This window comes from Pseudonocardia acidicola, from assembly GCF_012911935.1.
Classification (GTDB): domain Bacteria; phylum Actinomycetota; class Actinomycetes; order Mycobacteriales; family Pseudonocardiaceae; genus Pseudonocardia; species Pseudonocardia acidicola.
The window spans coordinates 1-24,035 of record NZ_JAAXLA010000057.1 but is presented as its reverse complement, the minus strand read 5'-3'; the positions used below and the strand labels follow the sequence as shown (position 1 = coordinate 24,035).

Genomic DNA, 24,035 nt, shown 5'->3' with positions numbered 1-24,035 from the left:
ACCCGTCACCGCCGGCGTCGGGCCGCCAGCCAGGTGAACGGCTGCACCACCCCGGCCGGTGTCCGGTGCTCCTGCCGGCAGGTCCGCACCACCTCGAACTCGTCCCCCAGCACCGAGACCAGCGCCGCGGGGGAGTAGCGCGCCACCGGAAGGCCCGAGCACCGTGGCGGGCCGTCCCCGGCGAACGTGCCGATCACCACACGTCCCCCCGCCGACAGGGCCCCCGCCAGCACCGCCAGGTAGCGGTCCCGGTCGGCCGGTTCGGTCAGGAAGTGGAACACCGCCCGGTCGTGCCAGACGTCGAACCGGCGGCCGGGATGCCAGCTGCGCACATCGGCCGCCACCCACCGCACCCGGCCGGCGTTGCGGCCGAGGCGCCGCCTGGCCTGAGCCATTCCCTCGTCGGACACGTCCAGCGCGGTGAGGTCGCCGAACCCCCGGGCCAGCAAGGCGTCGACCAGCCGGGCGGCCCCGGCCCCGATGTCGACGACGGACAGACCCGGGCCCACCCCGAGCTCATCGAGCAACGCCACCGAGAACGCCGGCTCCGGTTCGAACCAGCTCACCCGGGTCTCGTCCAGCCGCTGGTAGACCTCGTCCCAGTGCCGGGCGCGCTCGGCCGTGCCAGGCGCAACTGCCACGCGTCAGCGTCCCACCGCTGCCCACCCGGCACAAGGACGACCGGCTCGAGCCGGACCGGCTGCGCCTGCCCCGAGGCGCCGGGGGTGACATCGTGTGCATCCACACAGTCGACTCCCGAGCTGCTCGATTCCGCAGCGGTGACTCGGCACCGGCTACCCGGCCGCGGCGGCCTTCCCCAGGGCCTGGTCGAGGATCCCCAGCCCCAGATCGAGCTCCTCGTCGGAGACGGTGAGCGGTGGCGCGATGCGGAACACGCCGCCCATGCCGGGTAGCTGGACGACGTTCACGTGCAGGCCCAGCGCAAGGCATTCGGCCGTGACCAGGCGGCCCAGCTCGTCGGCCGGGGCTTTGCTCTCGCGGTCGAGGACCAGCTCGATGCCCTGCAGCAGGCCGCGGCCACGGACCTCCCCGATGCACTCGTGCCGTTCCTGGAGCTCCAGCAGGCCCGTCCGTAGCCGCCGGCCTCGTGCCCCGGCCCGGACGTGCAGCTGGTCCCGCTCGATGATCGTCAGGACGGTGAGTCCCACCGCGGCCGGCAGTGGATCGGAGACGTGGGTGGTGAAGAACAGGAACCCTCGGTCGTGGCACCGCTGCTCGATCTCGGCGGTCGTCACGACCGCGGCAAGGGGAAGTCCCGCGCCGAGGGTCTTCGACAGCGTGAGGATGTCCGGCGCGACTCCGTCCCGCTGATGCGCGAACATGTCACCGGTGCGGCCCAGACCCGTCTGCGCCTCGTCGAGGATCAGCAGCATCCCCCGTTCGGCGCACTTCTGCTTGAGCGCGGCCAGGTAGCCGACCGGAAGGTCGAGCACCCCGCCTGAACTCAGGATCGGTTCGACCAGGCAGGCCGCCAGGTTGCCGGTGGACTGCCGGTCGACCAGGTCAAAGCTGTCATCGAGCTCGCCCTGCCAGTCGTAGCGCCCGCCGGTGACGAACCGGCTGCGGTAGGGATTGGGTGCGGGGATGACGAAGTTGCCCGGTACCGGAGGGCCGTACCCGCGCCGCCCGGCACTGTAGGTCGCGGCGGCCGCCCCCGATGTCATCCCGTGCCACGACTGGCTGAAGCTCACGATCTCGTACCCACCGGTGTAGAGCTTCGCCATCTTGATGGCGGCCTCGTTGGCCTCGCCCCCGGTCGTCAGCAGCAGGGACTTCTGCAGCGGGCCGGGTATCGTCTCCGCGAGCGCCCGGCTGAGCTCGACCACGGGACGGCTCAGCATGCCGCTGAACAGATGGCTCAACGTGGCCACCGACGACTGCACGGTCTCGACCACCTCGGGGTGGGCGTGGCCGAGGATCGCGCTCATCTGTCCCGAGGTGAAGTCGAGGACGGCCCGGCCGGAGCTGTCGTAGACGAACGAACCCTGCGCCCGCTCGATGACGGCCGGGACGAATGAGCCGCCGTAGCGGACGAGGTGTCGCTCGACATCGCTCCAGAACCCCGGTTCCGTCATGGGAACTCCTCCACGAGCCGCTGCCTGGGCCGATCCGCACGAATCAGACCCCGGTGATGGCGCCCGGCCGGGCCGCGAGAGTGCTGCCGTGGTCGTCCGGGCACCGCAACATTCAGTGCAGCGGCGCGGTAACGCAAGCCCTCCGGCCGGCGAGTCCCATGTCGGACGTTGCCCCCCGAAAGAGCACGAGAGCCCCCGGGACCTACCCGGGGGCTCTCGTGTGCCTCCCCCTCCTGACGGCAAGGCGGGCCGGGGCCTAGCCTGGCCGGGCACGACAGCGCGACCGCAACGGAGGGCGGCCTGACGTCGGCCGCCGATTCGCAAACGCGTGGGCCTGATGACAGACGACGCAGCCGATTCGGCGGTGTGCACCATCGGTGGGGTGGCGCTCGCGGCCCGTGACCACGTGTGCCTGGTCTACGAGTCCGACAGCCAGCGGGACCGGACGATCATCGAGTTCCTCGCCGAGGGACTGCGGGCCGGGCACAGGTGTCTGTGCCTCATCGGAGCGGCTGCTCAGCTCGGAATGGCCGGCAGGATGGCGAGGGAGCACGAGAAGGCCCGGCTGGACGAGAACGGACTCGCCGACGACATGCCGGAGTTCGCCCTGCCCAGCCGCAGCTACCTCCAGGGCGGCGGGTTCTCCTCGCGTCGGATGCTCCGGTTCTGGGCCGACTGGGCAGCCACCACCTACACCCCGCACCGGCACGGCGCCACCCGGATCGCAGCGGACATGACCTGGGCGCACCCCTTCCTGCGCACCCCGGGCTTCGCCGACGACGTCGTTCGCTACGAGGCGGGGTTCACCCTGTGGTCCCGGGCATACCCACAGGTCACGGCATGCATGTACGACACGAGGACGTTCCCCGACGATCTGCTGCTCCGGGTTTCCAAGGTCCACTCCACGCTGTGGATCGACGGCGAGGCGACGGCCAATCCCTTCCACCTGGATCTGGCGCGGATCCTCGTGGCGGAGCAGTGAGCAGCAGGCTTGCGGTGTCGCTCACCCGCCGGGACGGCGCGGTACGGGGGCCCGGCCCGGTGGCTGCTCGGGCCGCTCCCGGGGCGGCAGCGGCGGGATCGGGCGCCGCTGCGGCTCGGCTCCGGACAGCTCGAACTCCTCGCCGTGGTGGGCGAGCCGGACCTGCTCGCCGCGGAGCAGCCGGTACTCTGCCTCGTCCGGGGTGATCGCCACCCGCAGGTGCCGGCCCCGCCAGTGCATCCCGAACGAGACCCGGGCCAGTGCCGTCGGCAGGTGGGGTGCGAACGCGAGCCGGTCGTCCGGCCCGGCGCGCATGCCCCCGAACCCGGCGACGATCGCCGACCAGGCCCCGGCCAGGGACGCGATGTGCATGCCGTGGTCGGTATTGCCGGCGAAGTCGTCCAGATCGATCAGCGCGGTCTCACCCAGGTAGTCGTAGGCCAGGTCCAGGTGGCCGGTGCGCGCCGCCATCGCCGACTGGGTGGCGGCGGACAGCGAGGAGTCCCGCACGGTGATCCGCTCGTAGTAGGCGAAGTTGCGGTCCATCTGCTCCAGGTCGCCGAATGCCTCGGGCCGCATCTGCATCGCCAGCACCAGGTCCGCCTGCTTGACCACCTGCTTGCGGTACAGGTCGAAGTACGGGTGGTGCAGCATCAGCGGATAGTGCCCCGGGGGTTCGTCCTCGAAGTCCCACACCGCGTGGTCGGTGAAGCCCTCGGCCTGCGGGTGCACCGACAGCTTCTCGTCGTAGGGGATGCGCATCGCCGCGGCGGCATCGCGCCAGCTCGCCATCTCCTCCGAGTCCACTCCCAGCCCGGCGGCGGTGCGGGGATGACGGACGGCCACCTCGGCGGCGGCCCGCAGATTCTGCCGCGCCATGAGGTTGGTGTAGACGTTGTTGTCGGCGAGCGCGCTGTACTCGTCCGGTCCGGTCACCCCGTCGATGCGGAACTCGCCTTCCGCGTCGTGGTGGCCGAGCGACCGCCACAACCGGGCGGTCTCGACCAGCAGTTCCAGGGCGACGTCGCGCTCGAAGACGGTGTCGGCGGCTGCCGCGACGTACCGCACCACCGCGTCGGCGATGTCGGCGTTGATGTGGAATGCCGCGGTACCGGCCGGCCAGTAGCCGGAGCACTCCAGGCCGCTGATGGTGCGCCACGGGAACGCTGCGCCGTGCAGCCCGAGCTGGGCCGCCCGCTCGACGGCGAGGGGCAGGATCGATTGACGCCAGCGCAGTGCGTCACCCGCGGCGTCCGGGACCAGGTAGGTCAGTACCGCCAGCACGAACGTCTCGGTGTCCCAGAAGGTGTGGCCGTCGTAGCCGGGTCCGGTCAGCCCCTTGGCGGGGATCGGGCGCCGCTCGGCCCGCACCGCGGCCTGCATCACGTGGAACAGCGCGCAGCGCACCGCCTGCTGCAGCTCGGCGTCGCCGTCGATCTCGACGTCCGCGCAGGACCAGAACTCGTCCAGGTAGGTCCGCTGCTCGGCGGACAGCCCGTCCCAGCCCGTGTAGTGGGCGGCGGAGAGCGCGGCGCGGACCTGGTCGTCCAGCGCGGACAGCGAACGCTGCGAGGACCAGCCGTAGGCCAGGTACTTGACCAGCCGCAGCTCTTGGCCCGGCTCCAGCCGGCAGATCACCGAGGTGCGGCCGAGGTGTTCGGTCGCGGTGCACTGCACGGACAGCCCGGCCGGCCCGTGCACCTCGTGGTCCATCGAGGCGGCCATCACGAGATGGGAGCGCTTCGTGCGGTGCAGCAGCGTGGCGCCCGTCGCGTCGGCGTGGTGCCTCTCGTGCGCCAGCGGCGCGGCCAGCACGGCGCTGGCCCGCGGGTCGTCGACGAACCGCGGCTGCTGCTCGTTGGCCACCAGTTCGGACTGCACGACCAGCAGCACCGGTGCGTCGAGTGGCGTCACCCGGTAGTCGATCGCCGCCACCGCCCGCTGAGTGAGTGATACCAGCCGCTCCGAGCGGACCCGGACTGCCTTGCCCGCGGGGGAGACCCACTCCGCATCCCGGGTCAGGGTGCCGCTGCGGAGGTCCAGCACCCGCTCATGCCTGCGCAGCTCGCCGTAGCGCAGGTCGAAGGGCTCGTCGTCGACCATCAGCCGGATCAGCTTGCCGTTGGTGACGTTGATCATCGTCTGGCCCGACTCCGGGTAGCCGTAGCCGCCCTCGGCGTAGGGCAGCGGGCGCAGCTCGTAGTAGGAGTTCAGGTACGTCCCCGGGATCGCGTTCGGCTCGCCCTCGTCGAGATTGCCGCGCAGCCCGAGATGGCCGTTGGACAGCGCGAACACCGACTCGGTCTGCCCGAGCCGTTCCAGGTCCAGTTCGGGCTCACGGACGGTCCACGGCTCGACGGTGAACGGCCGTCGCGACGGAGCGCTCACTGCTGCTCCAGCAGTTCGGCGAGATCGCGCACGACGACGTCGGCGCCGTGGTTGTGCAGCGCGTCCGCCTGGTTCACCCGGTCGACGCCGACCACCGACCCGAAGCCCCCCGCGCGGCCCGCTTCCACCCCGGCCAGCGCGTCCTCGAACACCGCGGTCCGGCTCGGCTCGACCCCGAGTTCCCGGGCGGCGGCGAGGAACATGTCCGGAGCCGGCTTGCCCGCCAGCCCCCGCGTGGCCGCGACGGTGCCGTCGACGCGCGCGTCGAACAGGTCGCTGAGCCCGGCGGCGTCGAGGACCTGCGCGGCGTTGGCACTGGAGGACACCAGCGCAGCGGGCAGCCCGGCCTCTCGCGCAGCGCGCAGGTAGCGCACCGATCCCGGGTACACGGTCACCCCGTCGGTGCGCAGTCGGTCCAGCACGAGCGCGTTCTTGCGGTTGGACAGGCCCCACACGGTCGGGGTGTCCGGCGGGTCGTCCCGCTCGCCCTCGGGCAGGTGGATGCCCCGGGAGGCGAGGAACGAGCGGGTGCCGTCGAGCCTGCGCCTGCCGTCGACGTACGCGGTGTAGTCGGAGGCCGGGTCGAACGGCACGAACGGCTCGCCGGTGGACCGTGCGCGGGCGGCGAGGAACTCGTCGAACGCCTGCTGCCAGGCCGCGGCGTGAGTACTGGCGGTGTCGGTCAGCACGCCGTCGAGGTCGAACAACAGAGCGCGCGTCCCGTCCGGGAGGCCGAGCATCTTCCGACGCTACTCGCCTGCCGGGGCCCGGCCGGCCTGATCACGACACGTGACCGCGGCCCGACCGCCGGACCCTGGGGGAGGGGGCCGGCGGCCGGGCCTTCGTGCGGTCCGGCCGGACGGAGGGGTTGCTGCCTACGGGGGAGGCGCCCCTGCGCGGCGTGCCGTGCTCAGAACATGTAGGTGGAGTTGATGATCGCGCCCTTGCGGGCGTAGTGGATCAGCGCGTCCTGCACGTCGATCGGGTGGGTGGGGATGACGCCCTCGATGAGGTCCTCCTCGCGGGCGCCGTGCAGCGACAGCCCGAACCGGCAGCAGTAGACCTTGCCACCCTCGGCGATGAACGTCGCCAGCGAGTTGTTGATGTTGTGCTCGCCGGGGAACGCCGAAGTCCCGGTGGTCGGGAACCCGCGGGTGGCCAGGCAGTTCAGCGAGCCCGGTCCGTAGAAGTAGATCGCGGACTCGAAGCCCTTCCGCAGCGCGCGGGTGGCCTGCAGGATCGCCACGAAGCTCACCGACGACTCGTGCGCGATGCCGTGCACCAGGGTGAAGTAGGTCTCGCCGTTCTCGGCCTGGTAGTCGGGGAAGACCTTCGTCCCGCCGTAGAGGCTGGACCCCTCCGGCAGCGAGGGGTGCGGAATCTCGGTGAGGGACTGCTTCTCCAGGTCGGTCAGAACGGACATGACGGTGCTCGCTTTCGCTACGGGGACCGGCGTGACGACGGCCCGGGCGGGGCGTTCGGTGTCGGGGGAGAAGATCCGGGCGAACAGGGAACGCGCTCGCGAAGGGCTCATCAGGGGATCGTCACGCCGAGCGCGAGCAGGGCGGCCGGGGTGAGGAACGTGTAGAGCGACGTGACGGCCAGCACGCCGCCGAGGACCTTGCCGGCGAGCTTCCCGTAGACCGTCGCGGCGACGGCGAGAAACGCGAACACCCAGACGACCAGGATCGAGCGGAACATCCAGCCGCCGGCGAAGAACTCCCACCAGAACAGCGGCATGATCGCCACCGCGACCGACAGGTTGGCCACCGGGCGCAGGTCGAGGCCCTTGATCAGGGACACGCCCAGGGCCACGAAGAACGTCCCGTAGAACGTGACCAGACCGGCGAGCGGAACCGACGCCGGGTCGCCGAGGGGCGTGGGCTGGGCCGGACGGCGAGGATGTAGACGGCCTCGATGAGGTCGACGATGCCGGCGGCGAGGGTGATCCAGCCGACGGTGACCAGCGGGCTGGGGCCGTCACCCTTCGGCTCGCTGCCGATGCCCAGGAACGCGCAGGCGTTCACGAGCACGGCCAGTCCGGTGATGACGAACACGATGGTGATCGGTGGCATTGCCGTCCCTCCAGGGTCAGCCGCCACGCGTCTGCGAGGCGGTTTGACAGCCACGCCCGCGTCACCCAACCTGATGAGGTTGGTCGTCGCGGTCGTGCGCGCCGCCGGTTCCGGGCCGGCAAGCATGGTGCCGGCGGCGCATCGATGACATTCGGATCGTGCGTACCAATGTGGGAACGGTGGCTGTCCATCACCGCTGGTGGGCAGCTCCCGTCATCTCTGCAGACGTCTCCCACCTGGGGAAATGCTCGCATCGGTCAGAACCGATGGGTGACGATAAAGGATCATCGATGTCCGGGGTGTTGCCCACGGAAACCGTGGCTGTTAGCGGATCGGCTCGATGTTTCGGGGACGTGACACGCAATCCTCCGGACGGCCCCGACGGGTAGCCACATCGGCGTAGTGCCCGTGGAGCAACCGGCCTCGTGCGCGCCTGCGATGGCGCCACCTCACGGCCCTCCGCGGTGAACCGTCTGCGAACCGTCGAGCGTCGGCGCGTGAGTCGGCGCTGGTCGGGGGCGTGATCCTAAGCTGCATGCATGGCGAGGTACTTCGATGTGCATCCGGACAATCCGCAACGGCGTGCGATCGGTCAGGTCGTCGAACTCGTCCGCGACGGCGGGCTGATCGCCTACCCGACCGATTCCTGTTTCGCACTCGGGTGCCAGCTGGGGAACAGGGAGGGGCTCGACCGGATCAGGGAGATCCGCGACCTCGATGACCGGCACCACTTCACGCTGGTGTGCCGGGACTTCGCCCAGCTCGGCCAGTTCGTTCAGGTCAGCAACATCGTCTTCCGCTCGATCAAGGCGTCGACCCCCGGCAGTTACACGTTCATCCTGCCGGCCACCAGGGACGTGCCCCGCCGGTTGCAACATCCGAAGAAGAGGACCGTCGGCGTCAGGATTCCCCAGCACGCCGTCGCGCAGGCGCTGCTCACCGAGCTCGGCGAGCCGCTGTTGTCGAGCACGTTGCTGCTGCCCGACCAGGACGAGCCGCTCACCCAGGGCTGGGAGATCAAGGAGCGGCTCGATCACGTGGTGGACGCGGTGATCGACTCCGGCGACTGCGGCACCGAGCCGACGACAGTGATCGACTTCTCGCAGAACGAACCGGAGATCGTGCGCCGGGGCGCCGGCGACACCTCCCGGTTCGAGTAGCCGTGAGCACCGCGCCGACGCCCCGGCGCCCGGAGGCCCGGGCGGGACCTCAGCCCTGCGGGACGGCGAGGGCCGTCAGGTGTACGGCGACCTCCGGCTCGACCCGCAGCCCCAGCATCTTCGGCGGGTCGAGGTCGAAGTCCCGCACGTCGAGGGAGGTCTCTCCCGTCACCGAGATGCGACCGTGCTCGTCGACCGTGGCCGCGGCTTCGGCGGTCATCTCCCGGGTGACGCCGTGGAAGCTCAGCGTGCCGCGGACCCGGTAGCGCCCGGGGGCGAGCTGCGCGACGTCGTTGATCTCGGCGCGCACCGAGGGATAGCGGCGCGGGTCGAGCCGTCTCTGCAGCTCGCGGTTGATCAGCCTGTTGTCGGCCCTGAGATCCGTGGTCCGCAGTTCGAGGTAGGCGCCTGCCGGCTGGGTCGCGTCGACCTCCCCGTCGACGACGACGGCCTCGATCCAGCCGGAGAGCCGGCCGGCCTCGCCGTGGATGGGGTGCACGCTGGAGCGGCCCTCGACGGCCAGCTCCGAGTGCTCGGGAACGATCGAGAAGCGAGTCATCGTCGACGTCCTCCCTTCGGCGCCCAGTCTCCACGTGTCGGGCCCGGCGTGGGCGCGATCGCGCCGGGGAGAACCGGCCATCCGGGGTCCGAGGATCCCATCGTGTCGCTCGATAGGGCGGTTCCGCGGGCGGCCGGGCCGTGCCGAGTGCACTGTGTACCCCTGATGAGCAGCCCGGACCGCGCACGGCTGCCGGCTGCGGTCTTCCCGATGCTGGCCAGGGCCGGCACCCCGCCCGTCGGGCCGGGGTGGGCGTTCGAGTTCAAATGGGACGGTGTGCGGGCGGTCGTCGCCGCAGCGGGGGAGACGGTGCAGCCGCGCAGCCGCAACGGCAACGACATCACCACCGGCTACCCCGAGCTGGTCCGGCTGCCGGCGGTCCTCGACGGCCGCGCCGTACTGCTCGACGGGGAGATCGTCGCGCTGGACGAGGCGGGCCGGCCCGACTTCGGGTTGCTGCAGCACCGGATGCATGTGCGTGCTCCCGGCGCCGAGCTCCTCGCGCGCACGCCGGTCGCGTTCTACGTGTTCGACCTGCTCCACCTCGACGGCCTCTCGCTGCTGGCCGAATCCTGGGACCGCCGTCGCGATCTCCTCGAGCAGCTCGACCTGGAGCGGGCGGCCCCGACCGTTCGGGTCCCGGCGAGCCACACCGGCGTCGCGGGATCCCGGCTGCTCGACATCGCCCGCTCGCACGGGCTCGAGGGGATCGTCGCGAAGCGGCGGTCGGCTCGCTACGAACCCGGCCGCCGTTCCAGCGCGTGGATCAAGACCGCGCTGCTGAACACCCAGGAGGCCGTGATCGGCGGCTGGAGCCCGGGCGAGGGCCGCCGCGCCGCGACTCTGGGATCGCTGTTGCTGGGTGCCTATGACGACAAGCGGCGGCTGCGATACCTGGGACAGGTCGGCACCGGGTTCACCGAGCGGATGCTGACCCACCTGCTCGAACAGCTCCGGCCGCTGCGGCAGGCGGACAGCCCGTTCGACGAGCCGGTTCCCCGCGACCACGCCCGCCGCGCCTGCTGGGTGGCGCCACGCCTGGTGGGCGAGGTCGAGTACCGCACGTGGACCCCCGACGGGCGCCTGCGGCACGCGGCCTGGCGGGGGCTGCGCGGGGACAAGAGCCCCGGCGACGTCCGGCATCGCCCGGCCTGACGCGTCTCGCTCGATCACTACAAAAAAGGACTATTCACGCAGCAGGGCCGCTCTCGGCGGCGCACCCACATGTACGAATCGGATGCCGCGTGACCGCTGATCGGTGACCTGTCGGAATCGCGCCCGCAGTCGGCCACGACGGCATCACTCGATCGTGGAATCGGCTCGCGATGTTGGTTCTGATTGCCCGAAAAAGTGGTCACGCCACGTGTCCGGCGGTGGCGATTGAACAATGCGCGATGTTGTGATGCCGTGGAGGTGAATAACCACCTCGGTGTCGCCTCTGGAAGTGCTGCTTATATCGTCGGTGTCATGACATCTCTCGTCGGTGCCGGCGGGTGTCGGCCGCGTTACCTCAGGATTTCCGACCTGGATCGGGCTGAGTGGTCGGCCTCGCAACCGGTAGCGGGTGCTCGCTGATGCAGGGCGTGGGTGCACACTCGTACACGCTGAACAGGCCACCGGTCGGACGGCGCGCCGGCGATCCGGATCCCGCGGGGACCATGTTCGGAACAGTCGATGAGGACTCTGCAGGCCCGGACTTCGTAGCCATCCAGAACAGTCCTGAGTTCGTCCGGCTACGCGCCGATCTGCGGCGGTTCATCTTCCCCGTGACCGGCCTTTTTCTCGTCTGGTACCTCGTCTTCGTGATCTTGTCGGCGTATGCGCACGACATGATGAGTCGGCCCGTGATCGGCGTGATCAACGTCGGAATGATTCTGGGCTTGTTGCAGTTCGTGTCGACGCTGCTCATCGTCTGGGCCTACGGGCGGTTCGCCAGGACGAGAATCGATCCGCAGGCCCGGGAGATCCGCCATCGGGCCGAGGGGAACTGAGATGAGCCTGTTCCTCGCCGCCGCCTCGAGCGCCCCGGTCGGTGACACCACATTATCGGTGTCGGTCTTCGCGGTCTTCGTCGTGCTCACGCTGGCGGTCGTGTACCGGATGAGCAGTCGCAATCCGACGACGAGCGATTACTACACCGCCGGAAGTGCGTTCACGGGCGCCCAGAACGGGGTGGCGCTGTCCGGGGACTTCTTGTCCGCGGCGTCGTTCCTGGGGATCTCCGGAGCGATCGCCATCCACGGCTACGACGGATTCCTGTACTCGGTGGGCTGGATGGTTGCCTGGCTCGTTGCGCTGCTGCTGATCGGCGAGGCGCTGCGCAACACCGGGCGCTTCACCGTGGGCGACGTGATGGGCTACCGGATGCGCCAGCGCCCGGTTCGCGCCGCCGCTGCGGTCTCCACCCTGGTGATCTCGCTGTTCTACATGCTCGCCCAGATGGCCGGCGCCGGTGGCCTGGTCGCCCTGCTGCTGGGCGTGCGGGGCGGCGTCGGGGAGGCGATGATCATCGCCGTCGTCGGCGTGGTCATGGTGCTCTACGTGCTGATGGGCGGCATGAAGGGCACCACCTGGGTGCAGATCATCAAGGCGGCCCTGCTGCTGCTGTGCGTGCTCCTCCTCGCCACCTTCGTGCTGGGCCGATACGGGTTCGACTTCTCCCAGCTGCTGTCGGACGCCGCGCAGCGCAGTTCGCTGGGCGCGGCGTTGCTGGACCCCGGCGGCTGGTACGGCGACTCCGCCACCAGCGAACTGGACTTCGTCTCGCTGGCGCTGGCGCTGGTGCTGGGGATCTCCAGCCTCCCGCACGTCCTGATGCGCTTCTACACCGTGCCGAACGCCCGGGAAGCGCGTCGTTCGGTGGTGTGGTGCTCCTGGACGATGTTCGTGTTCTATCTCGCCATTCTCGTCGTCGGATTCGGCGCCACCGCTCTCGTCGGCCCGGACGCGATCATGAGTGCTCCGGGTGGGGTGAACTCCGCAGCGCCGCTGCTCGCCTACAAGATCGGGGGCACGGTGCTGCTGGGGATCGTGTCGGCGGTCGCGTTCGCCACGATCCTGGCCGTGGTCGCCGGGTTGACGCTGACCGCGTCGACCTCGTTCGCCCACGACGTCTACGCCAACATCATCCGGCCGATCCATCGTGGTCACCGCTCGGAGGTGCAGGTTGCGCGGGTCACCGCGCTGCTGGTCGGCGCGCTCGCCATCGTCGGCGGAGTGCTCGCGCGCGGTCAGAACGTCGCGTTCCTGGTCTCGCTGGCCCTGGCGCTGGCGGCGTCGGCGAACCTGTCCACGATCGTCTACACGCTGTACTGGCGGCGGTTCAACACGGCCGGGGCCCTGGCGAGCATCTACAGCGGCCTCGTCTCCTGCCTCATCTTGATCATCTTCTCGCCGACCGTCTCCGGCACGTCGACGTCGATCTTCCGCGGGTTCGACATCCACTGGTTCCCGCTGAGCAACCCCGGGATCGTGTCCATCCCGTTGTCGTTCCTGTGCGGCTACGTCGCCACCGTGTTCAGCAAGCAGCCGGCGGATCCCGGCAAGCAGGCCGAGATGGAGGTGCGGGCGATGACCGGCATCGGGTCCGGGCTCGCCCCCTGAGCTGCCGCCGTCCGAGAGGGCCGGCGCCACCGGAGTTCGACCAGGTGGCGCCGGCGCCCCCTCCAGGCCGGCGACACCTGGTCTCGCACCTCCCCGGCCGGCTCGACCACGCCGTCGTGCATGCGGTCGAGCCACGCCCAGGGGTCCTCCGGTGCTCGTGGCCGTAAGACCGTCCGAACGCAGCGAACTCATCGGTCCTCGACGAGGATCCGGCGACTCGCACGCCGAAAGAGGGCGACTCGCGGGGCCGGGGCGGGCGAGTGGCAAACATGAAAATTATTTCCATTATGGTGATCGGGTGAGCACGACGATCGCCACCACTGCCCTGGCCGTCGCACGACGGCTGCGCGAGCTGCGGGAACGACTGGCAGCCACCGACCTCCGGCCATCCGAGCAGGTCAACGCGACCTTCTCGGAGCTGGTCGAGCTGTGCTGCCGGACGCCGTCACCGGTGGACCACGAGGTGCTGCGGCAGGTCGTGGACCACGCCTCGTCGCTGCGCGCCCTGTGCGCCGCCGGTGAGTGCGAACTGGAACGGCACTGGGCAGCCCGGATCGTGGCGGCCCGCGACCCGCACGCCGCGCTACGCGCCTTCCCCTACCTGGCCAACTACCAGGACCTCGTGCGGCTCGAGCTCGCAGCCCTCGCGGCGGTGGGGGAGCCGGTGCCCTCGCGGGTGGTCCTGCTCGGTGCCGGGCCGTTGCCGCTCACCGGCATGGTGCTCGCCGCTGAGCACGGCGCGCACGTCGTGCACGTGGACCGGGATGCGGAGAGCCTGCGCCTGAGCGCGGCGCTGATGCACGCGCTCGGCCTGAGCGACCGGGTCGACAGCGTGCACGCCGACCTGGAGGACCCGGCCGGTCGGGAGGTCGTCGAGGCGGCGTGCCGGGACGCAGGCGCCGTGGTGCTCGCCGCGCTCGTCGGCGCCGACGCCACCGCCAAGGCCGGGATCAGCCGATGGCTGGGCACTGCGCTGTCCCCGGGCACCCCGGTGCTGGCGCGCTCGGCCGCCGGGCTGCGCACCCTGCTCTACCCCCGGGTCGGCCCGGACGACCTGCCGGGGCTCGAGGTCGCCCTGGAGGTGCACCCCCGCACCGACGTGGTCAACTCGGTGCTGGTGGCACGTGCGGTCGCCTGTGTTCCGGAGCACGCCGGGTGACGGGCTCGCAGGGCGTGTTCCGGCATTGGGCGACGCTGCGTCAGCTGCCGGACCTCCCCGGGGTGGTGCGCCTGCTCGTGGCCACCCAGCTCGCCTTCAACATCGGCTTCTACCTGGTGCTGCCCTACCTGGCCGGGCACCTGACGGCCGACCTCGCGCTGGGCGGTGCCGTCGTCGGTCTCGTCCTCGGCCTGCGCACCTTCAGCCAGCAGGGACTCTTCGTCGTCGGCGGGGTCCTGACCGACCGGTTCGGGGCCAAGCCGGTGATCCTGGCCGGCTGCGCGCTGCGGGTCGCGGGATTCGTGCTGCTCGGGCTCGCGACCACGCTGCCCGGTGTGCTCGGCGGGGCGGTGCTGACCGGGTTCGCGGCGGCGCTGTTCTCACCGGCCGTGGAATCCGCGCTGGCGGGCGAGGCGGGCGAGCTGGAACGCGACGGCCGGGTGCGCCGCTCCGACGTCTTCGCCCTGTTCGCCGTCGCGGGCGAGGTCGGGGCCGTCACCGGCCCGCTGCTCGGCGCGGCGCTGCTCGGGGTCGACTTCCAGCTGGTGTGCCTCGTCGCCGCGGCGTTGTTCGTGGTCATCGGGATCGCGCACGCCCAGGCGCTGCCCGCCCGGCCGGCCGCACACGCGGCCGAGCCGGTGCTGGCCGGCTGGCGTGAGGTGCTGGGCAACCGCACCTTTCTGCTGTTCGCCGCCGGCTACTCCGGCTACCTGCTCTGCTACAACCAGCTCTACCTGGCGCTGCCCTTCGAGCTGCGCCGCGCCGCCGGGGACGAGGCCGCCCTGGGCCCGTTGTTCGCCCTGGCCTCCCTGATGATCGTGCTGGGGCAGCTCCCGGTGGCCTCCTGGGCCCGGGGCGCGCTGGGGCACGGGCGCGGCCTCGTCATCGGGTTCGCGACGATGTCCGCGGCCTTCCTGTCCGTCGCGGTACTCCGGCCGCTGCCCGGGACGCTGCTGCCCGCGATCGCCCTGGTGGTGCTGCTCACGGCCGGGCAGATGCTGGTGGTGCCGCTGGCGCAGGACCTGGTGCCCCGGCTGGCGGGGGAGCGGCGGTTGGGCAGCTACTTCGGTGTGCTCTCCTCGGCGGGCGGGCTGGCGGTGCTGGTGGGCAGCGCCGGCACCGGTGCCCTGCTGGACGCGTCCTCCGCGTGGCCCCCGCTGCCGTGGCTCGCGCTGGCCGCGGTGCCGCTGGCCGGCGCCGCGGTACTGGGCCGGATGGCGCGTCGCGGTGCGCTGGCCGGTGGCGCTGCGCACCGCGACGCGCCGTAGCGGATCATCGGGCCGCTTCGGCCTCCGGCGCGGACGGCGGGTCGGCGTCGCGGGGGGGGGCACCGCGGCGCCGCCCGCCGGCCGGGCCCGACACGGAGGAGAGCGAGACCGCGAGGACCGAGGTGAGCACGAGCACCCCGGTCGGCACGAGGACGGCCCAGGGCGCTCGCTCGACGTAGGCCAGGCCCTCGGCGAGCAACAGTCCCCATTCCGGGCTGGGCGGCTGCGGGCCCAGCCCGAGGAAGCCCAGCGCGGCCAGCGCGAGGGCGACACCGGGCAGCCGCAGCATCGCGTGCCGGAAGACCGGGCCGAGCACGGCCGGCAGCACGTGGCGGACGAGCAGCCGGGCCGGACCCACCCCGAGGACGGGCAGGATCCGCACGTACGGCTGCGCCCGCGCCTCCACTGCCAGCGCGGCGGTGTGGGCGGCCAGCGGGGCCCAGCTCACGATCGTGACGGCGATCGCCGCGCCGGCGACGGACGGCCCGGCGACCGCGGCGACGACGAGACCCGCGATCACCGGCGGGGCGGCGTTGGTGACCTCGGCGGGTCCGGTGGACAGCCGCGGGAACAGGCCGATCAGGACCCCGACGGCCAGGCTGACCAGCACCACGGCCAGCGCCGTCCCGGCGGTGAGCAGGGCGCCGTGCCCGACCCGGGCCAGCAGGTCCCGGCCGCTCGCGTCGGCCCCGAACGGCAGCGCCCAGCTCGGCGGAGCCAGCCTGTCGTGCGCCGAGGTGAAGGGATCCCGCAGCAGGCCGGCCGTGACCACCAGCGCCAGCACCGCCGCGGACCCGGCCGGAACCACCCATTGCCGGCGGCCGCCGGCGGCCGCCGGCGACGGCACCGGGAGGTCGCCGGACCGCAGCGCGCGTCCCAGCAGGACGCGCCGGATCAGCCCGGCGCCGGCCCCGGCCGCCACGGCGACCCCGAGCAGGGCGAGGACGCCCAGCTGCAGGGCCGGCAGGTCCTGCGCCGCGGCCGCGCTCAGGGTGGCCCGGCCGAGGCCGGGGATCGCGAAGACCTGCTCCACCGCGACCGCCCCGCCGGTCAGCCCGACGAGCACGAGGCCGATCTGGGGTACCAACGCGGGCAGCGTCCGGCGGGCGACCGCGGCGGCGATCCGGGTCCGGGAGAACCCGGCGACCTGCCAGGTGGCCAGCCACCGCTCGGTGAAGGTGGCGGAGAGGGCGTCGGCGAGCAGCCGGCCGATGAGGCCGCCCGCAGGCAGGCCCAGGGCGAGCGCCGGCAGCACCGCGTGCTGCGGTCCCTGCCAGCCGTAGGGGGGGAACAGCCCCAGCCAGACCGCGCCGGTCACCAGCAGCAGCGCGGCCAGCAGGAACTCCGGGAGCGCGGTGAACGCTGCGCCCCACGCCCCGGACGCCGGGCCCGCCGTGCCCCGCAGCCCGCGCGCCACCGCGGGCAGCGCGAGCAGCACCGCCAGCACGGCGGCGACGGCCACCGCGAACACCATCAGGGTCAGCGAGACCCCGAGGGCGGAAAGCACGCCGGGCAGCACCGGCCGCCCGGAGATCCAGGAGGTGCCCGGGTCCCCGGTCAGCAGGCCGCCCAGCCACCGCCCGAACAGCGTCAGCGGGCCGGCGTCGAGGCCGAGCTGGCCCCGGATCGACGCCAGCGCCTCGGGGGTGGCCTCCTGCTCCGCCGAGCGTGCGCGCAGGATCGTCAGCTCCGGTGACCGGCCGGACAGCCAGGGCAGGATCCCGATCAGGGCCACCACCGCGCCGACCGTCAGGACCCGGCTCGCCCCGGTGATCAGCGTTTCCCGGGTCATCGACGAGCGCTCACCGCTGGTCTCCGGACACGGTGGACGCCGAGGTGATCAGCTCCCGCTCGCGGGGGTCGCGCGCGACCCCCGCGACGCCCGCCGCCTCACCCTGGATGACCCGCTCGTGCAGCATCGGGACGGCGGCGTCGGTGGCGAGCACGGCGGCCTCCGCCCGCATGATCGCCGCCCGGCGCTGCGGTCCGGCCTCGATCGCCGCCGCCTCCCGCAGCGCGGCGTCGACGGCCGGATCGCACAGCTGGGCGATGTTGAACGACCCCGCGCAGGCGAAGTCGCTGAACATGTAGGCGACCGGGTCACCGGAGTCGAGCACGGTGGCGCGGGACAGGATGAACGCGTCGAACGCCCCGGCCAGGGCGTCGGACTCGATGAAGGAGTACTCCCGGACGTCCTGCGTCACGACGAACCCGGCGGCCTCCAGTTGCTGTTCGAGCAGCACCGCGACCTCGGGCAGCTCGGCCCGGTCGGTGAAGGTGCCGAGCGTGATCGGCACGCCGGCGACCGGGGCCGGCTGCGCCCGGCGGGCCAGCGCCGTGGCGTAGGCGCCCTCCGAGCGGCCCGGGGCCGCCCACGGCAGCGCCGGGCCCAGCAGTCCCCGCGCCTCGTCGGCGCGGCCCTCGTAGACCCGGGCCACCAGGGTCGCGCGGTCGATCGCCTCGCGGGCTGCGGCGCGCACCGCCGGATCGGCGAACGGGCCGTGCTCGGTGTTGAGATACAGCGTGTTGGTCCGGGGCATCGGGACCTCGTGCACGAGCGCCTCGTCGAGCAGTTCGACCTGGCTCACCGGGATCGCCTCGACGACGTCGGCGGTGCCGGTGCGCAGCGCGGCCGCCCGCGCCGTGCCGTCGGGCACGAAGTCGACGTCGATGCCGCTCGCGGCGGCCGGCTCGCCCCAGTAGCCGTCGAACCGGTCGAGCGTGGCGCCGGACGAGCCGTCGACCGCGGTGAGCACGAAGGGGCCGGTGCCCGCGCGCACCGGGTTCACCACCCCGTCGGCGCCGTAGGCCGCGGGGGCGAGGATCGACAGCTGCGGGCTGGAGAGCCGTTGCGGCACGAGCGGATCGACATCGGCGGTACCGACCAGCACCGCGTTCCCGTCGGCCCGCGCGGTCAGCTCGACCCCGTCGAGGATGCGCGGCTTCGGCGAGGCCTTCGTGGCGGCGGTGAGCGCGGCGGCGACGTGCTCGGCCGTCAGCCCGGTGCCGTCGTGGAAGCGGACGCCGTCGCGGATGTCGAAGCGCCAGGTCCGGCCGTCGACCCGCTCCCAGCGGGTCGCGAGGCCCGGTTGCGCGTCGCCGTCCGCGTCGAGCACCACGAGGGTCTCGGCGGTGTTCCAGCGGGAGAGCTTGAACGCGTCGTCGCTGAACGGGGTCAGGCCGGAGCGCGGGGGCAGCAGCATGGCGAGGCCGATGCGCTCACCGCTGTCTTCGCTCGGGGCCGGGGGCGCGGCGAAGCAGCCGGCCAGGGCGAGGGCGGAGGCGGTGAGCGCGGCGCAGAGGCCGCCACCACGCCGGGCGGGCATGATCGACATGGATCTCCTGAGGATCGGACGGGTGGGGTCGATGGGGTGTCAGCCGGCTCGGGGGACCGGCGCTTCGAAGGTCGGCAGCTCCGGGATCGCGGCGAGCAGTTCGCGGGTCCGCGGATGTTCGGGGGCGCGCAGCAGGGCGCCGGTCGGCCGGTCCTCCACGATCTGGCCGGCCGACATCACGGCGGTGCGCTCACACAGCGCGGCGACGACCGAGAGGTCGTGGGAGACCAGCAGCAGTCCCATCCCGGTCGCCGTGCACATCCGGTCGAGCACCTCGACGACCTGCTCGCGCAGCGGCAGGTCGAGGCCGCTCACCGGCTCGTCGGCGATCAGCAGGGCGGGGCGGGTCGCGATGGCGCGGGCGATCGCGACCCGCTGGGCCTGGCCGCCCGACAGCTCGTCGGGTCGCCGGGCGGCGTACCCGGCGGGCAGCCCGACCTGCTCGAGGGCACGGGCGACCGCGGCCCGGTGGTCGCCGGGCACCCGCAGCCGGGCCAACGGCTCGGCGACCAGGTCCGCGACGCTCATCCGGGGGTCCAGCGAACTCGCCGGGTCCTGGGCGATGTACTGCGCCGCGCGCCGGTACCAGCGCAGCGCGCCCGTACCGGCGGGGCGGATCTCCCGGTCGCGGAACCAGACCCGCCCGGCGTCGGGTGCGGTGAGAGCGAGCAGGATCCGCAGCAGCGTCGACTTCCCCGACCCCGAGGCCCCCACCAGGCCGATCCGTTCGCCTGCCGCGACGTCGAGGTCGACACCGCGCAGCGCGCGCACCGGCTCCGCGGGGGCCGGCGGACGTGACCTGCGCAGCCGGTAGGCGTGGTGCAGTCCGGTGGCGCGCAGCATCGGGACCGGGGTGTGCGGCGCGGCAGCCCGCTCGCGCGTCGCCGTGACGATCCGGGCCGAGGCGAGGCTCGTCGCGCGGGCCGCGTCGACGAGCAGACGGGTGTAGTCGTGTCGCGGTGAACCCATCAGCTCGGTGATCGGGGCGGACTCGACGACGCGCCCGCGGTCCAGCACGACGGCCCGCTCGCACAGCGCGGCGGCGACCGCGATGTCGTGGGTGACGAGCAGCAGGGCGGCCGAGCGGGCGGCGGTCTGCGCGCGTAGCACCTGCAGCACCTGGCTCTGGCTGACCATGTCGAGCGCGGTCGTGGGTTCGTCGGCCAGGACGAGATCCTGATCGCAGGCGACCGCGAGGGCGATGCACACCCGCTGCCGCTGACCACCGCTCAGCTCGCCCGGGTAGCTGCGCAGGATCCGGTGCGGCCGGTCGAACCCGACCGAGGCCAGCAGTTCGGCCGCGGCGCTGCGGGCGTCCCCGGGGCGGAGCCCGCGGTGGCGTCGCAGCGGCGCACACAACTGGACCCCGGTGCGGACCAGCGGATTGAGAGCGGACAGCGAGTCCTGGAAGACCGCGGCCACACCCGGCGAGCGACCGCGCCGGGCGGCCGGTACGCCGAGCACCTCCGCCCCGTGCACCCGCACGCTGCCGCGCGCCGACGCCGCGGCGGGCAGCCGGCCCAGCACCGCCATCGCGGTGAGGGTCTTGCCCGAACCCGACGCCCCGAGCAGTGCCACCCGTTCCTCGGCGGCGACGTCCAGGCCGACACCGTCGAGGACGCGCCGGCCGCCGATCTCGACCACGAGGTCACGCACGGTGAGCGCCGACACCGACGCCCCCCCGTCGGGCGGGACCGACCACTCAGACTCCACGGCGACAGATACTAACGGGAATCATTTTCATCTGATAGAGCGGCGTGATCGTCACCTCGGGCGGTGCAACGCCGACATCCCGCCCGCCACCCGTGCGACCATCTCGGTCGTGCGCTTGTTCGTCGCGCTGACCCCGCCGACGGCGGTGCTCGAGGAGCTGTGGACGGCGACGGAGCCGCTGCGGGCCGACCGGCCGGAACTGCGCTGGACCCCGCCGGAACAGTGGCACCTGACGCTCGTCTTCCTCGGCGAGGTCGACGACCGGCCGCGCGAGGACCTGACCGAGCGGCTGGCCCGGGCGGCCGCTCGGCACCAGCCGCTCGAGCTGTCGCTGGGGGGCGGGGGCCGGTTCGGCGACCGGGTGCTGTGGACGCGGGTGCGGGGGGAGATCGACGGGCTGCGGCGGATGGCGGCCTCGGTGCAGGCGGCGGCCCGCCACGCCCGGCTGCCGGTCCAGGCCCGCCCGTACCGCCCGCATCTCACCCTGGCCCGCAGCGGCGCGACGGCCACCGACCTGCGCCCGGCCGTCACGGAGCTGGACGAGTTCGCCGGCCGGTCATGGACGGCCGAGGAACTGCATCTGGTGCGCAGCCGGCTGGGGGCCGGACCCGGTGGCACCGCGCGGCACGAGCCGATCGCCTCCTGGCGGCTCGGCCGCCGGGAGACATGAGCGGATGGCCGCAGCTCACCGCCGGGCGGCGGGTACGCGGTCGAGCATCGGCGGCCGCACGCCCTGGCGGCAGCGATCCTCGACGACCTCCTGGCACGGCGCACCGTCGGGCGTCGCCCGGCGGGCCTGTCGGGCGACCTCGACCGGGTCGAGGCAGCGTCGGGGTGGATGCCGCACGGTGACAACCGCCTGCCGCTGATCGGGTGACGGGGCCCGGCCCGGAGCCGTTCGGTGGCCCACGAAGGGGTCTCAATGGTGGCCGTGTGGAACGGGGCAACGGCGCTACGGTCGCCGTCCCCTGGTGATCCGGCCGGGTCCGACCGCCCGGTCGCGCGGGGGTGCTGTGCGGTAACCGCCGACGACCACAGGAGGACGCCATGAGCGACAGCGTGTACCGGGTCACCGAGGTGATCGGGGCCAGCACCGAGTCCTGGGAAGCGGCGGCGCGCAACGCCGTGGATACCGCAGCCCGGACCGTGCGCGATCTGCGTATCGCGGAGGTCGTCAAGCAGGACGTCACGATCGAGAACGGCAGTATCACCGGATATCGGGTCCGGCTGGCGCTCTCCTTCAAGTACGAGACAGGGGACTGAGGACCGCCCCGGCCCGCCTCCCGGCGGGCCGGCCCCCGCGGCTCACCGGATCCGGGAAGCGCGATGCGTCGGACCAGCGACGAGACGAGGGCCGCGCTGGAGGCGGCCGACCCGGGACTGGCCGAGCTCTACCGGCTCTACGCCCGGCACGCCCCGGCCGACGTCGTCGACCCGGACGACGCGGCCGGGGTCGCGGCCGCCCTCGTCGACGCGGCCCGTGCCCACCGGACCCTGGCCGCGCGCCGTGCCCCCGGCGGCCCGCTGATCGACCTCCGCGGCCCGGTTGCGGAGGGCGCGATCACCGTCGTCGACATCATCACCGATGACATGCCGTTTCTCGTGGAGTCCGTCCTGACCGGACTCGGGCGGATCGGGGCCCGGGTCCGCCGGGTCGTCCATCCGGTCGTCGAGCTGCACCGCAGGGTGACCGGGGAGCTCGTCGAGGTCCTGCCGTCCGCCGCCCCGGGTACGCCGCCGCCGGGCGCGCTGGCCGAGGTCTGGATGCGCCTCGAGCTGGACCCGTTCCCCGCCGACGAGGCCGAGGACCTCGTGAGCGAGGTGCGGCAGGTGCTCGACGAGGTCCGCGAGGTCGTGGAGGACCGCGACCGGATGGCGGCCACCGCGAAGGGCCTCGCCGCACAGCTGGCCGCCCGGTCGCCCGCCACCGAGGTCCAGGACGCGGCGCACCTGCTGGAATGGCTGGCCGCCGGGCACTTCACGTTCCTCGGCTACCGCCGCTACGAGCTGGATCGGACCGGCGGCGGGCAGTCGCAGCTGCGCGGGGTCCTCGCGTCCGGCCTCGGCGTGCTGCGCCGGGACGATCTGACCAGCGCACCGTTCGCGCCCGCCGCCGGCCCGGACGGTGCGGCCCGGCAACCGCTGGTGCTCACCCGGGCGAGCACACCGAACCGTGTGTTCCGCCCCGTCCATCCCTCCCAGCTCGGGGTCCGGATCGTCGACACCGGGGGCCGGGTCACCGGCGAGCACCGGTTCCTCGGCGTGCTCACCGTGGCGGCGCTGCACGAGAGCGTGCTGGACATCCCGGCGGTCGAGCGCCGGGTGCGCGCCGCCGTCCACCGGGCGGGCTTCCCGCTGGAGTCCTACGCCGGGCAGCAGATGCTCGAGATCATCGCCGAATACCCCCGCGAAGAGCTGTTCTGGGCCGACGAGCAGAGCCTGCACGACACCGCGACCGGCGTGCTGACCCTCACCGAGCCGCGGCGGCTGCGGCTGTTCCTGCGCCGCGAGCCCTACCGGCGATTCTTCTCCTGCCTGGTCTACCTGCCCCGTGACCGGTACTCCACCCGGGCCCGGCTGGCCATGCAGAAGGTGCTGCTGCGCGAGCTGAACGGCTGGCGGATCGACCACACCGTCCGGGTCGGCGAGTCGCGCCTGGCGCTGGTGCACTTCACCGTCCAGGCCGACCCCCTCGCACCCGAACCGGATGAGGCCCGGCTGCAGGGCCAGCTCGGCGCCGCGATCCTGACCTGGGACGACTGGGTGCTCGACATGGCCGGCGCGGGTGATGACGAGATCGCCGACTACGTGGCCGGGGTGCCGGAGGGTTACAAGGACGACGTCGATCCGGTGCGGGCGGTCGCCGACCTGCGCCGCATCCGCGGCCTGGAGGGGCCGGAGATGGAGCTGTCCGTCGAGACCGGCGGGGACGCGGGCGCCGGGACGGGCGAGCTGCGGTTCCGGTTGTTCCTGGTCGGCGCGGGCGTCACGCTGTCCGCGGTGCTGCCGGTGCTGCAGAGCCTGGGTGTCGACGTGCTCGACGAGCGGCCCTACGCGATCGTCCGGCCGGACGGGAGCCGCTGCTGGCTCTACGACTTCGGGCTGCGGCTCGACGAGGCGGCCCGGCGGGCGCTGGCCGGGCGGCGTCCGCAGGAGGTGGAGCGGGCGTTCTGCGCGGCCTTCCGCGCGGCCTGGCGCGGTGACGCCGAGGTCGATCGGTTCAACGCGCTGGTGCTGCGCGCCGGGCTGGGGTGGCGCGAGGCGGCGCTGCTGCGCGCCTACGCCCGGTACGCGAGCCAGCTCGGCGGCCCCTTCGGGCCGGAGTACGTCGCGGAGACCCTCGTCGCCCACCCGGCGGTGACCCGCGGCCTGATCGAGCTGTTCCGGGCCCGGTTCGACCCCGCGCTGTCCGCCGAGGAGCGCGAGCGTGCGCATGCCGATGCGTTGGGGGTGGTGACGGGGTTGATCGATGAGGTGGCCGGGTTGGATGCGGATCGGATCCTGCGCGGGTTTCTGGGGATGGTTTCGGCGACGGTGCGGACGAACTGGTTCCGGGAGCGCCCGTTCGTGGTGTTCAAGATTGATCCGGTGGGGGTGGCGGAGATGCCGTTGCCGCGGCCGTGGCGTGAGGTGTTCGTGTACTCGCCGCGGGTGGAGGGGGTGCATCTGCGGTTCGGGCCGGTGGCCCGGGGTGGGT

The 24,035-nt window shown here is 72.7% G+C and carries 21 protein-coding genes; 10 read left to right on the top strand and 11 right to left on the bottom strand.

What is annotated here, in order from left to right; genetic code table 11:
* Positions 1 to 5 precede the first annotated feature (5 nt).
* The gene (locus HF526_RS24670; protein ID WP_169383949.1) at positions 6 to 641 is read right to left on the bottom strand and encodes a methyltransferase domain-containing protein; all 636 of its coding nucleotides are present in this window, start codon (positions 639 to 641) and stop codon (positions 6 to 8) included.
* 153 nt (positions 642 to 794) lie between these two features.
* The gene (locus HF526_RS24665; protein ID WP_169383948.1) at positions 795 to 2,096 is read right to left on the bottom strand and encodes an aspartate aminotransferase family protein; all 1,302 of its coding nucleotides are present in this window, start codon (positions 2,094 to 2,096) and stop codon (positions 795 to 797) included.
* 337 nt (positions 2,097 to 2,433) lie between these two features.
* Between HF526_RS24665 and HF526_RS24660 the strand changes: the two genes are divergently transcribed.
* Positions 2,434 to 3,078 carry an MEDS domain-containing protein gene (locus tag HF526_RS24660; RefSeq protein WP_169383947.1) on the top strand — a complete coding sequence of 215 codons (645 nt, stop codon included), beginning with the start codon at positions 2,434 to 2,436 and terminating at the stop codon, positions 3,076 to 3,078.
* A gap of 21 nt (positions 3,079 to 3,099) precedes the next feature.
* Here the strand turns inward: HF526_RS24660 and HF526_RS24655 are convergent, their stop codons facing one another.
* From HF526_RS24655 to HF526_RS24635, 5 genes are all read right to left on the bottom strand, one after another.
* A complete protein-coding gene (locus tag HF526_RS24655) occupies positions 3,100 to 5,466 on the bottom strand; it encodes a glycosyl hydrolase family 65 domain-containing protein (protein WP_169383946.1) in 2,367 nt (788 codons plus the stop codon).
* Positions 5,463 to 6,206 carry an HAD family hydrolase gene (locus HF526_RS24650; protein ID WP_169383945.1) on the bottom strand — a complete coding sequence of 248 codons (744 nt, stop codon included), beginning with the start codon at positions 6,204 to 6,206 and terminating at the stop codon, positions 5,463 to 5,465. The genes HF526_RS24655 and HF526_RS24650 overlap by 4 nt, the downstream gene beginning before the upstream one ends.
* Before the next feature lie 170 nt (positions 6,207 to 6,376).
* Complete coding sequence (locus HF526_RS24645; RefSeq protein WP_239029109.1) at positions 6,377 to 7,000, bottom strand: MSMEG_0572/Sll0783 family nitrogen starvation response protein; 624 nt, start codon at positions 6,998 to 7,000, stop codon at positions 6,377 to 6,379.
* Positions 7,000 to 7,281, bottom strand: coding sequence for a hypothetical protein (locus HF526_RS24640; RefSeq protein ID WP_169383944.1), 282 nt, complete (start codon positions 7,279 to 7,281; stop codon positions 7,000 to 7,002). The genes HF526_RS24645 and HF526_RS24640 overlap by 1 nt, the downstream gene beginning before the upstream one ends.
* Positions 7,260 to 7,541, bottom strand: a complete 282-nt coding sequence (locus HF526_RS24635; protein ID WP_169383943.1) for a hypothetical protein — start codon at positions 7,539 to 7,541, stop codon at positions 7,260 to 7,262. Before HF526_RS24635 ends, HF526_RS24640 begins: the two co-directional genes overlap by 22 nt.
* Before the next feature lie 539 nt (positions 7,542 to 8,080).
* Here HF526_RS24635 and HF526_RS24630 point away from each other — a divergent pair.
* On the top strand, positions 8,081 to 8,701 hold the full coding sequence (locus tag HF526_RS24630) for an L-threonylcarbamoyladenylate synthase (protein ID WP_169383942.1): 621 nt from the start codon (positions 8,081 to 8,083) through the stop codon (positions 8,699 to 8,701).
* Between the two features lie 49 nt (positions 8,702 to 8,750).
* On the opposite strand, the gene HF526_RS24625 is transcribed toward HF526_RS24630, so the two are convergent.
* Positions 8,751 to 9,260: a YceI family protein gene (locus tag HF526_RS24625; RefSeq protein WP_169383941.1), complete on the bottom strand. Its 510-nt coding sequence runs from the start codon at positions 9,258 to 9,260 to the stop codon at positions 8,751 to 8,753.
* 165 nt (positions 9,261 to 9,425) lie between these two features.
* Between HF526_RS24625 and ligD the strand changes: the two genes are divergently transcribed.
* The 5 genes from ligD (at position 9,426) to HF526_RS24600 (ending at position 15,290) form a co-directional block, all read left to right on the top strand.
* Positions 9,426 to 10,415, top strand: coding sequence for a non-homologous end-joining DNA ligase (ligD, locus tag HF526_RS24620; RefSeq protein WP_239029108.1), 990 nt, complete (start codon positions 9,426 to 9,428; stop codon positions 10,413 to 10,415).
* A gap of 419 nt (positions 10,416 to 10,834) precedes the next feature.
* Entirely contained in the window at positions 10,835 to 11,251 is a 417-nt protein-coding gene (locus tag HF526_RS24615) for a DUF485 domain-containing protein (protein ID WP_239029107.1), read from the top strand.
* 1 nt (position 11,252) lies between these two features.
* The gene (locus HF526_RS24610; RefSeq protein WP_169383940.1) at positions 11,253 to 12,863 is read left to right on the top strand and encodes a solute symporter family protein; all 1,611 of its coding nucleotides are present in this window, start codon (positions 11,253 to 11,255) and stop codon (positions 12,861 to 12,863) included.
* Positions 12,864 to 13,161: 298 nt separating this feature from the next.
* Entirely contained in the window at positions 13,162 to 14,022 is an 861-nt protein-coding gene (locus HF526_RS24605; protein ID WP_169383939.1) for a nicotianamine synthase family protein, read from the top strand.
* Complete coding sequence (locus HF526_RS24600; protein ID WP_338051711.1) at positions 14,019 to 15,290, top strand: MDR family MFS transporter; 1,272 nt, start codon at positions 14,019 to 14,021, stop codon at positions 15,288 to 15,290. Before HF526_RS24605 ends, HF526_RS24600 begins: the two co-directional genes overlap by 4 nt.
* A 4-nt stretch (positions 15,291 to 15,294) precedes the next feature.
* Here HF526_RS24600 and HF526_RS24595 read toward each other — a convergent pair whose 3' ends face one another.
* The 3 genes from HF526_RS24595 to HF526_RS37080 are packed head-to-tail and all read right to left on the bottom strand — an operon-like array spanning position 15,295 to position 20,338.
* A complete protein-coding gene (locus HF526_RS24595) occupies positions 15,295 to 17,082 on the bottom strand; it encodes an ABC transporter permease subunit (RefSeq protein ID WP_169383938.1) in 1,788 nt (595 codons plus the stop codon).
* A 10-nt stretch (positions 17,083 to 17,092) separates the two neighbouring features.
* The gene (locus tag HF526_RS24590) at positions 17,093 to 18,625 is read right to left on the bottom strand and encodes an ABC transporter substrate-binding protein (protein ID WP_239029106.1); all 1,533 of its coding nucleotides are present in this window, start codon (positions 18,623 to 18,625) and stop codon (positions 17,093 to 17,095) included.
* Positions 18,626 to 18,664: 39 nt separating this feature from the next.
* A complete protein-coding gene (locus tag HF526_RS37080) occupies positions 18,665 to 20,338 on the bottom strand; it encodes an ATP-binding cassette domain-containing protein (protein ID WP_169383937.1) in 1,674 nt (557 codons plus the stop codon).
* Positions 20,339 to 20,447: 109 nt separating this feature from the next.
* Here HF526_RS37080 and thpR point away from each other — a divergent pair, with 109 nt between their 5' ends.
* The 3 genes from thpR to HF526_RS24570 all read left to right on the top strand — a co-directional run.
* The gene (gene thpR / locus HF526_RS24580; protein WP_169383936.1) at positions 20,448 to 21,008 is read left to right on the top strand and encodes an RNA 2',3'-cyclic phosphodiesterase; all 561 of its coding nucleotides are present in this window, start codon (positions 20,448 to 20,450) and stop codon (positions 21,006 to 21,008) included.
* A gap of 377 nt (positions 21,009 to 21,385) precedes the next feature.
* Entirely contained in the window at positions 21,386 to 21,601 is a 216-nt protein-coding gene (locus HF526_RS24575; protein ID WP_169383935.1) for a dodecin family protein, read from the top strand.
* 63 nt (positions 21,602 to 21,664) lie between these two features.
* Positions 21,665 to 24,035, top strand: a 2,371-nt coding sequence (locus tag HF526_RS24570; protein WP_211177750.1) for an NAD-glutamate dehydrogenase domain-containing protein, incomplete at its 3' end; no start/stop codon positions are given.

Excerpts from the sequence above, each read along its gene's own strand:
- HF526_RS24665 (WP_169383948.1), bottom strand. The coding sequence starts at position 2,096 with ATGACGGAACCGGGGTTCTGGAGCGATGTCGAGCGACACCTCGTCCGC.
- HF526_RS24660 (WP_169383947.1), top strand. The coding sequence starts at position 2,434 with ATGACAGACGACGCAGCCGATTCGGCGGTGTGCACCATCGGTGGGGTG.
- HF526_RS24650 (WP_169383945.1), bottom strand. The coding sequence starts at position 6,206 with ATGCTCGGCCTCCCGGACGGGACGCGCGCTCTGTTGTTCGACCTCGAC.
- HF526_RS24645 (WP_239029109.1), bottom strand. The coding sequence starts at position 7,000 with ATGAGCCCTTCGCGAGCGCGTTCCCTGTTCGCCCGGATCTTCTCCCCC.
- HF526_RS24635 (WP_169383943.1), bottom strand. The coding sequence starts at position 7,541 with ATGCCACCGATCACCATCGTGTTCGTCATCACCGGACTGGCCGTGCTC.
- HF526_RS24630 (WP_169383942.1), top strand. The coding sequence starts at position 8,081 with ATGGCGAGGTACTTCGATGTGCATCCGGACAATCCGCAACGGCGTGCG.
- HF526_RS24625 (WP_169383941.1), bottom strand. The coding sequence starts at position 9,260 with ATGACTCGCTTCTCGATCGTTCCCGAGCACTCGGAGCTGGCCGTCGAG.
- ligD (WP_239029108.1), top strand. The coding sequence starts at position 9,426 with ATGAGCAGCCCGGACCGCGCACGGCTGCCGGCTGCGGTCTTCCCGATG.
- HF526_RS24615 (WP_239029107.1), top strand. The coding sequence starts at position 10,835 with ATGCAGGGCGTGGGTGCACACTCGTACACGCTGAACAGGCCACCGGTC.
- HF526_RS24610 (WP_169383940.1), top strand. The coding sequence starts at position 11,253 with ATGAGCCTGTTCCTCGCCGCCGCCTCGAGCGCCCCGGTCGGTGACACC.
- HF526_RS24595 (WP_169383938.1), bottom strand. The coding sequence starts at position 17,082 with ATGACCCGGGAAACGCTGATCACCGGGGCGAGCCGGGTCCTGACGGTC.
- HF526_RS24590 (WP_239029106.1), bottom strand. The coding sequence starts at position 18,625 with ATGTCGATCATGCCCGCCCGGCGTGGTGGCGGCCTCTGCGCCGCGCTC.
- HF526_RS24575 (WP_169383935.1), top strand. The coding sequence starts at position 21,386 with ATGAGCGACAGCGTGTACCGGGTCACCGAGGTGATCGGGGCCAGCACC.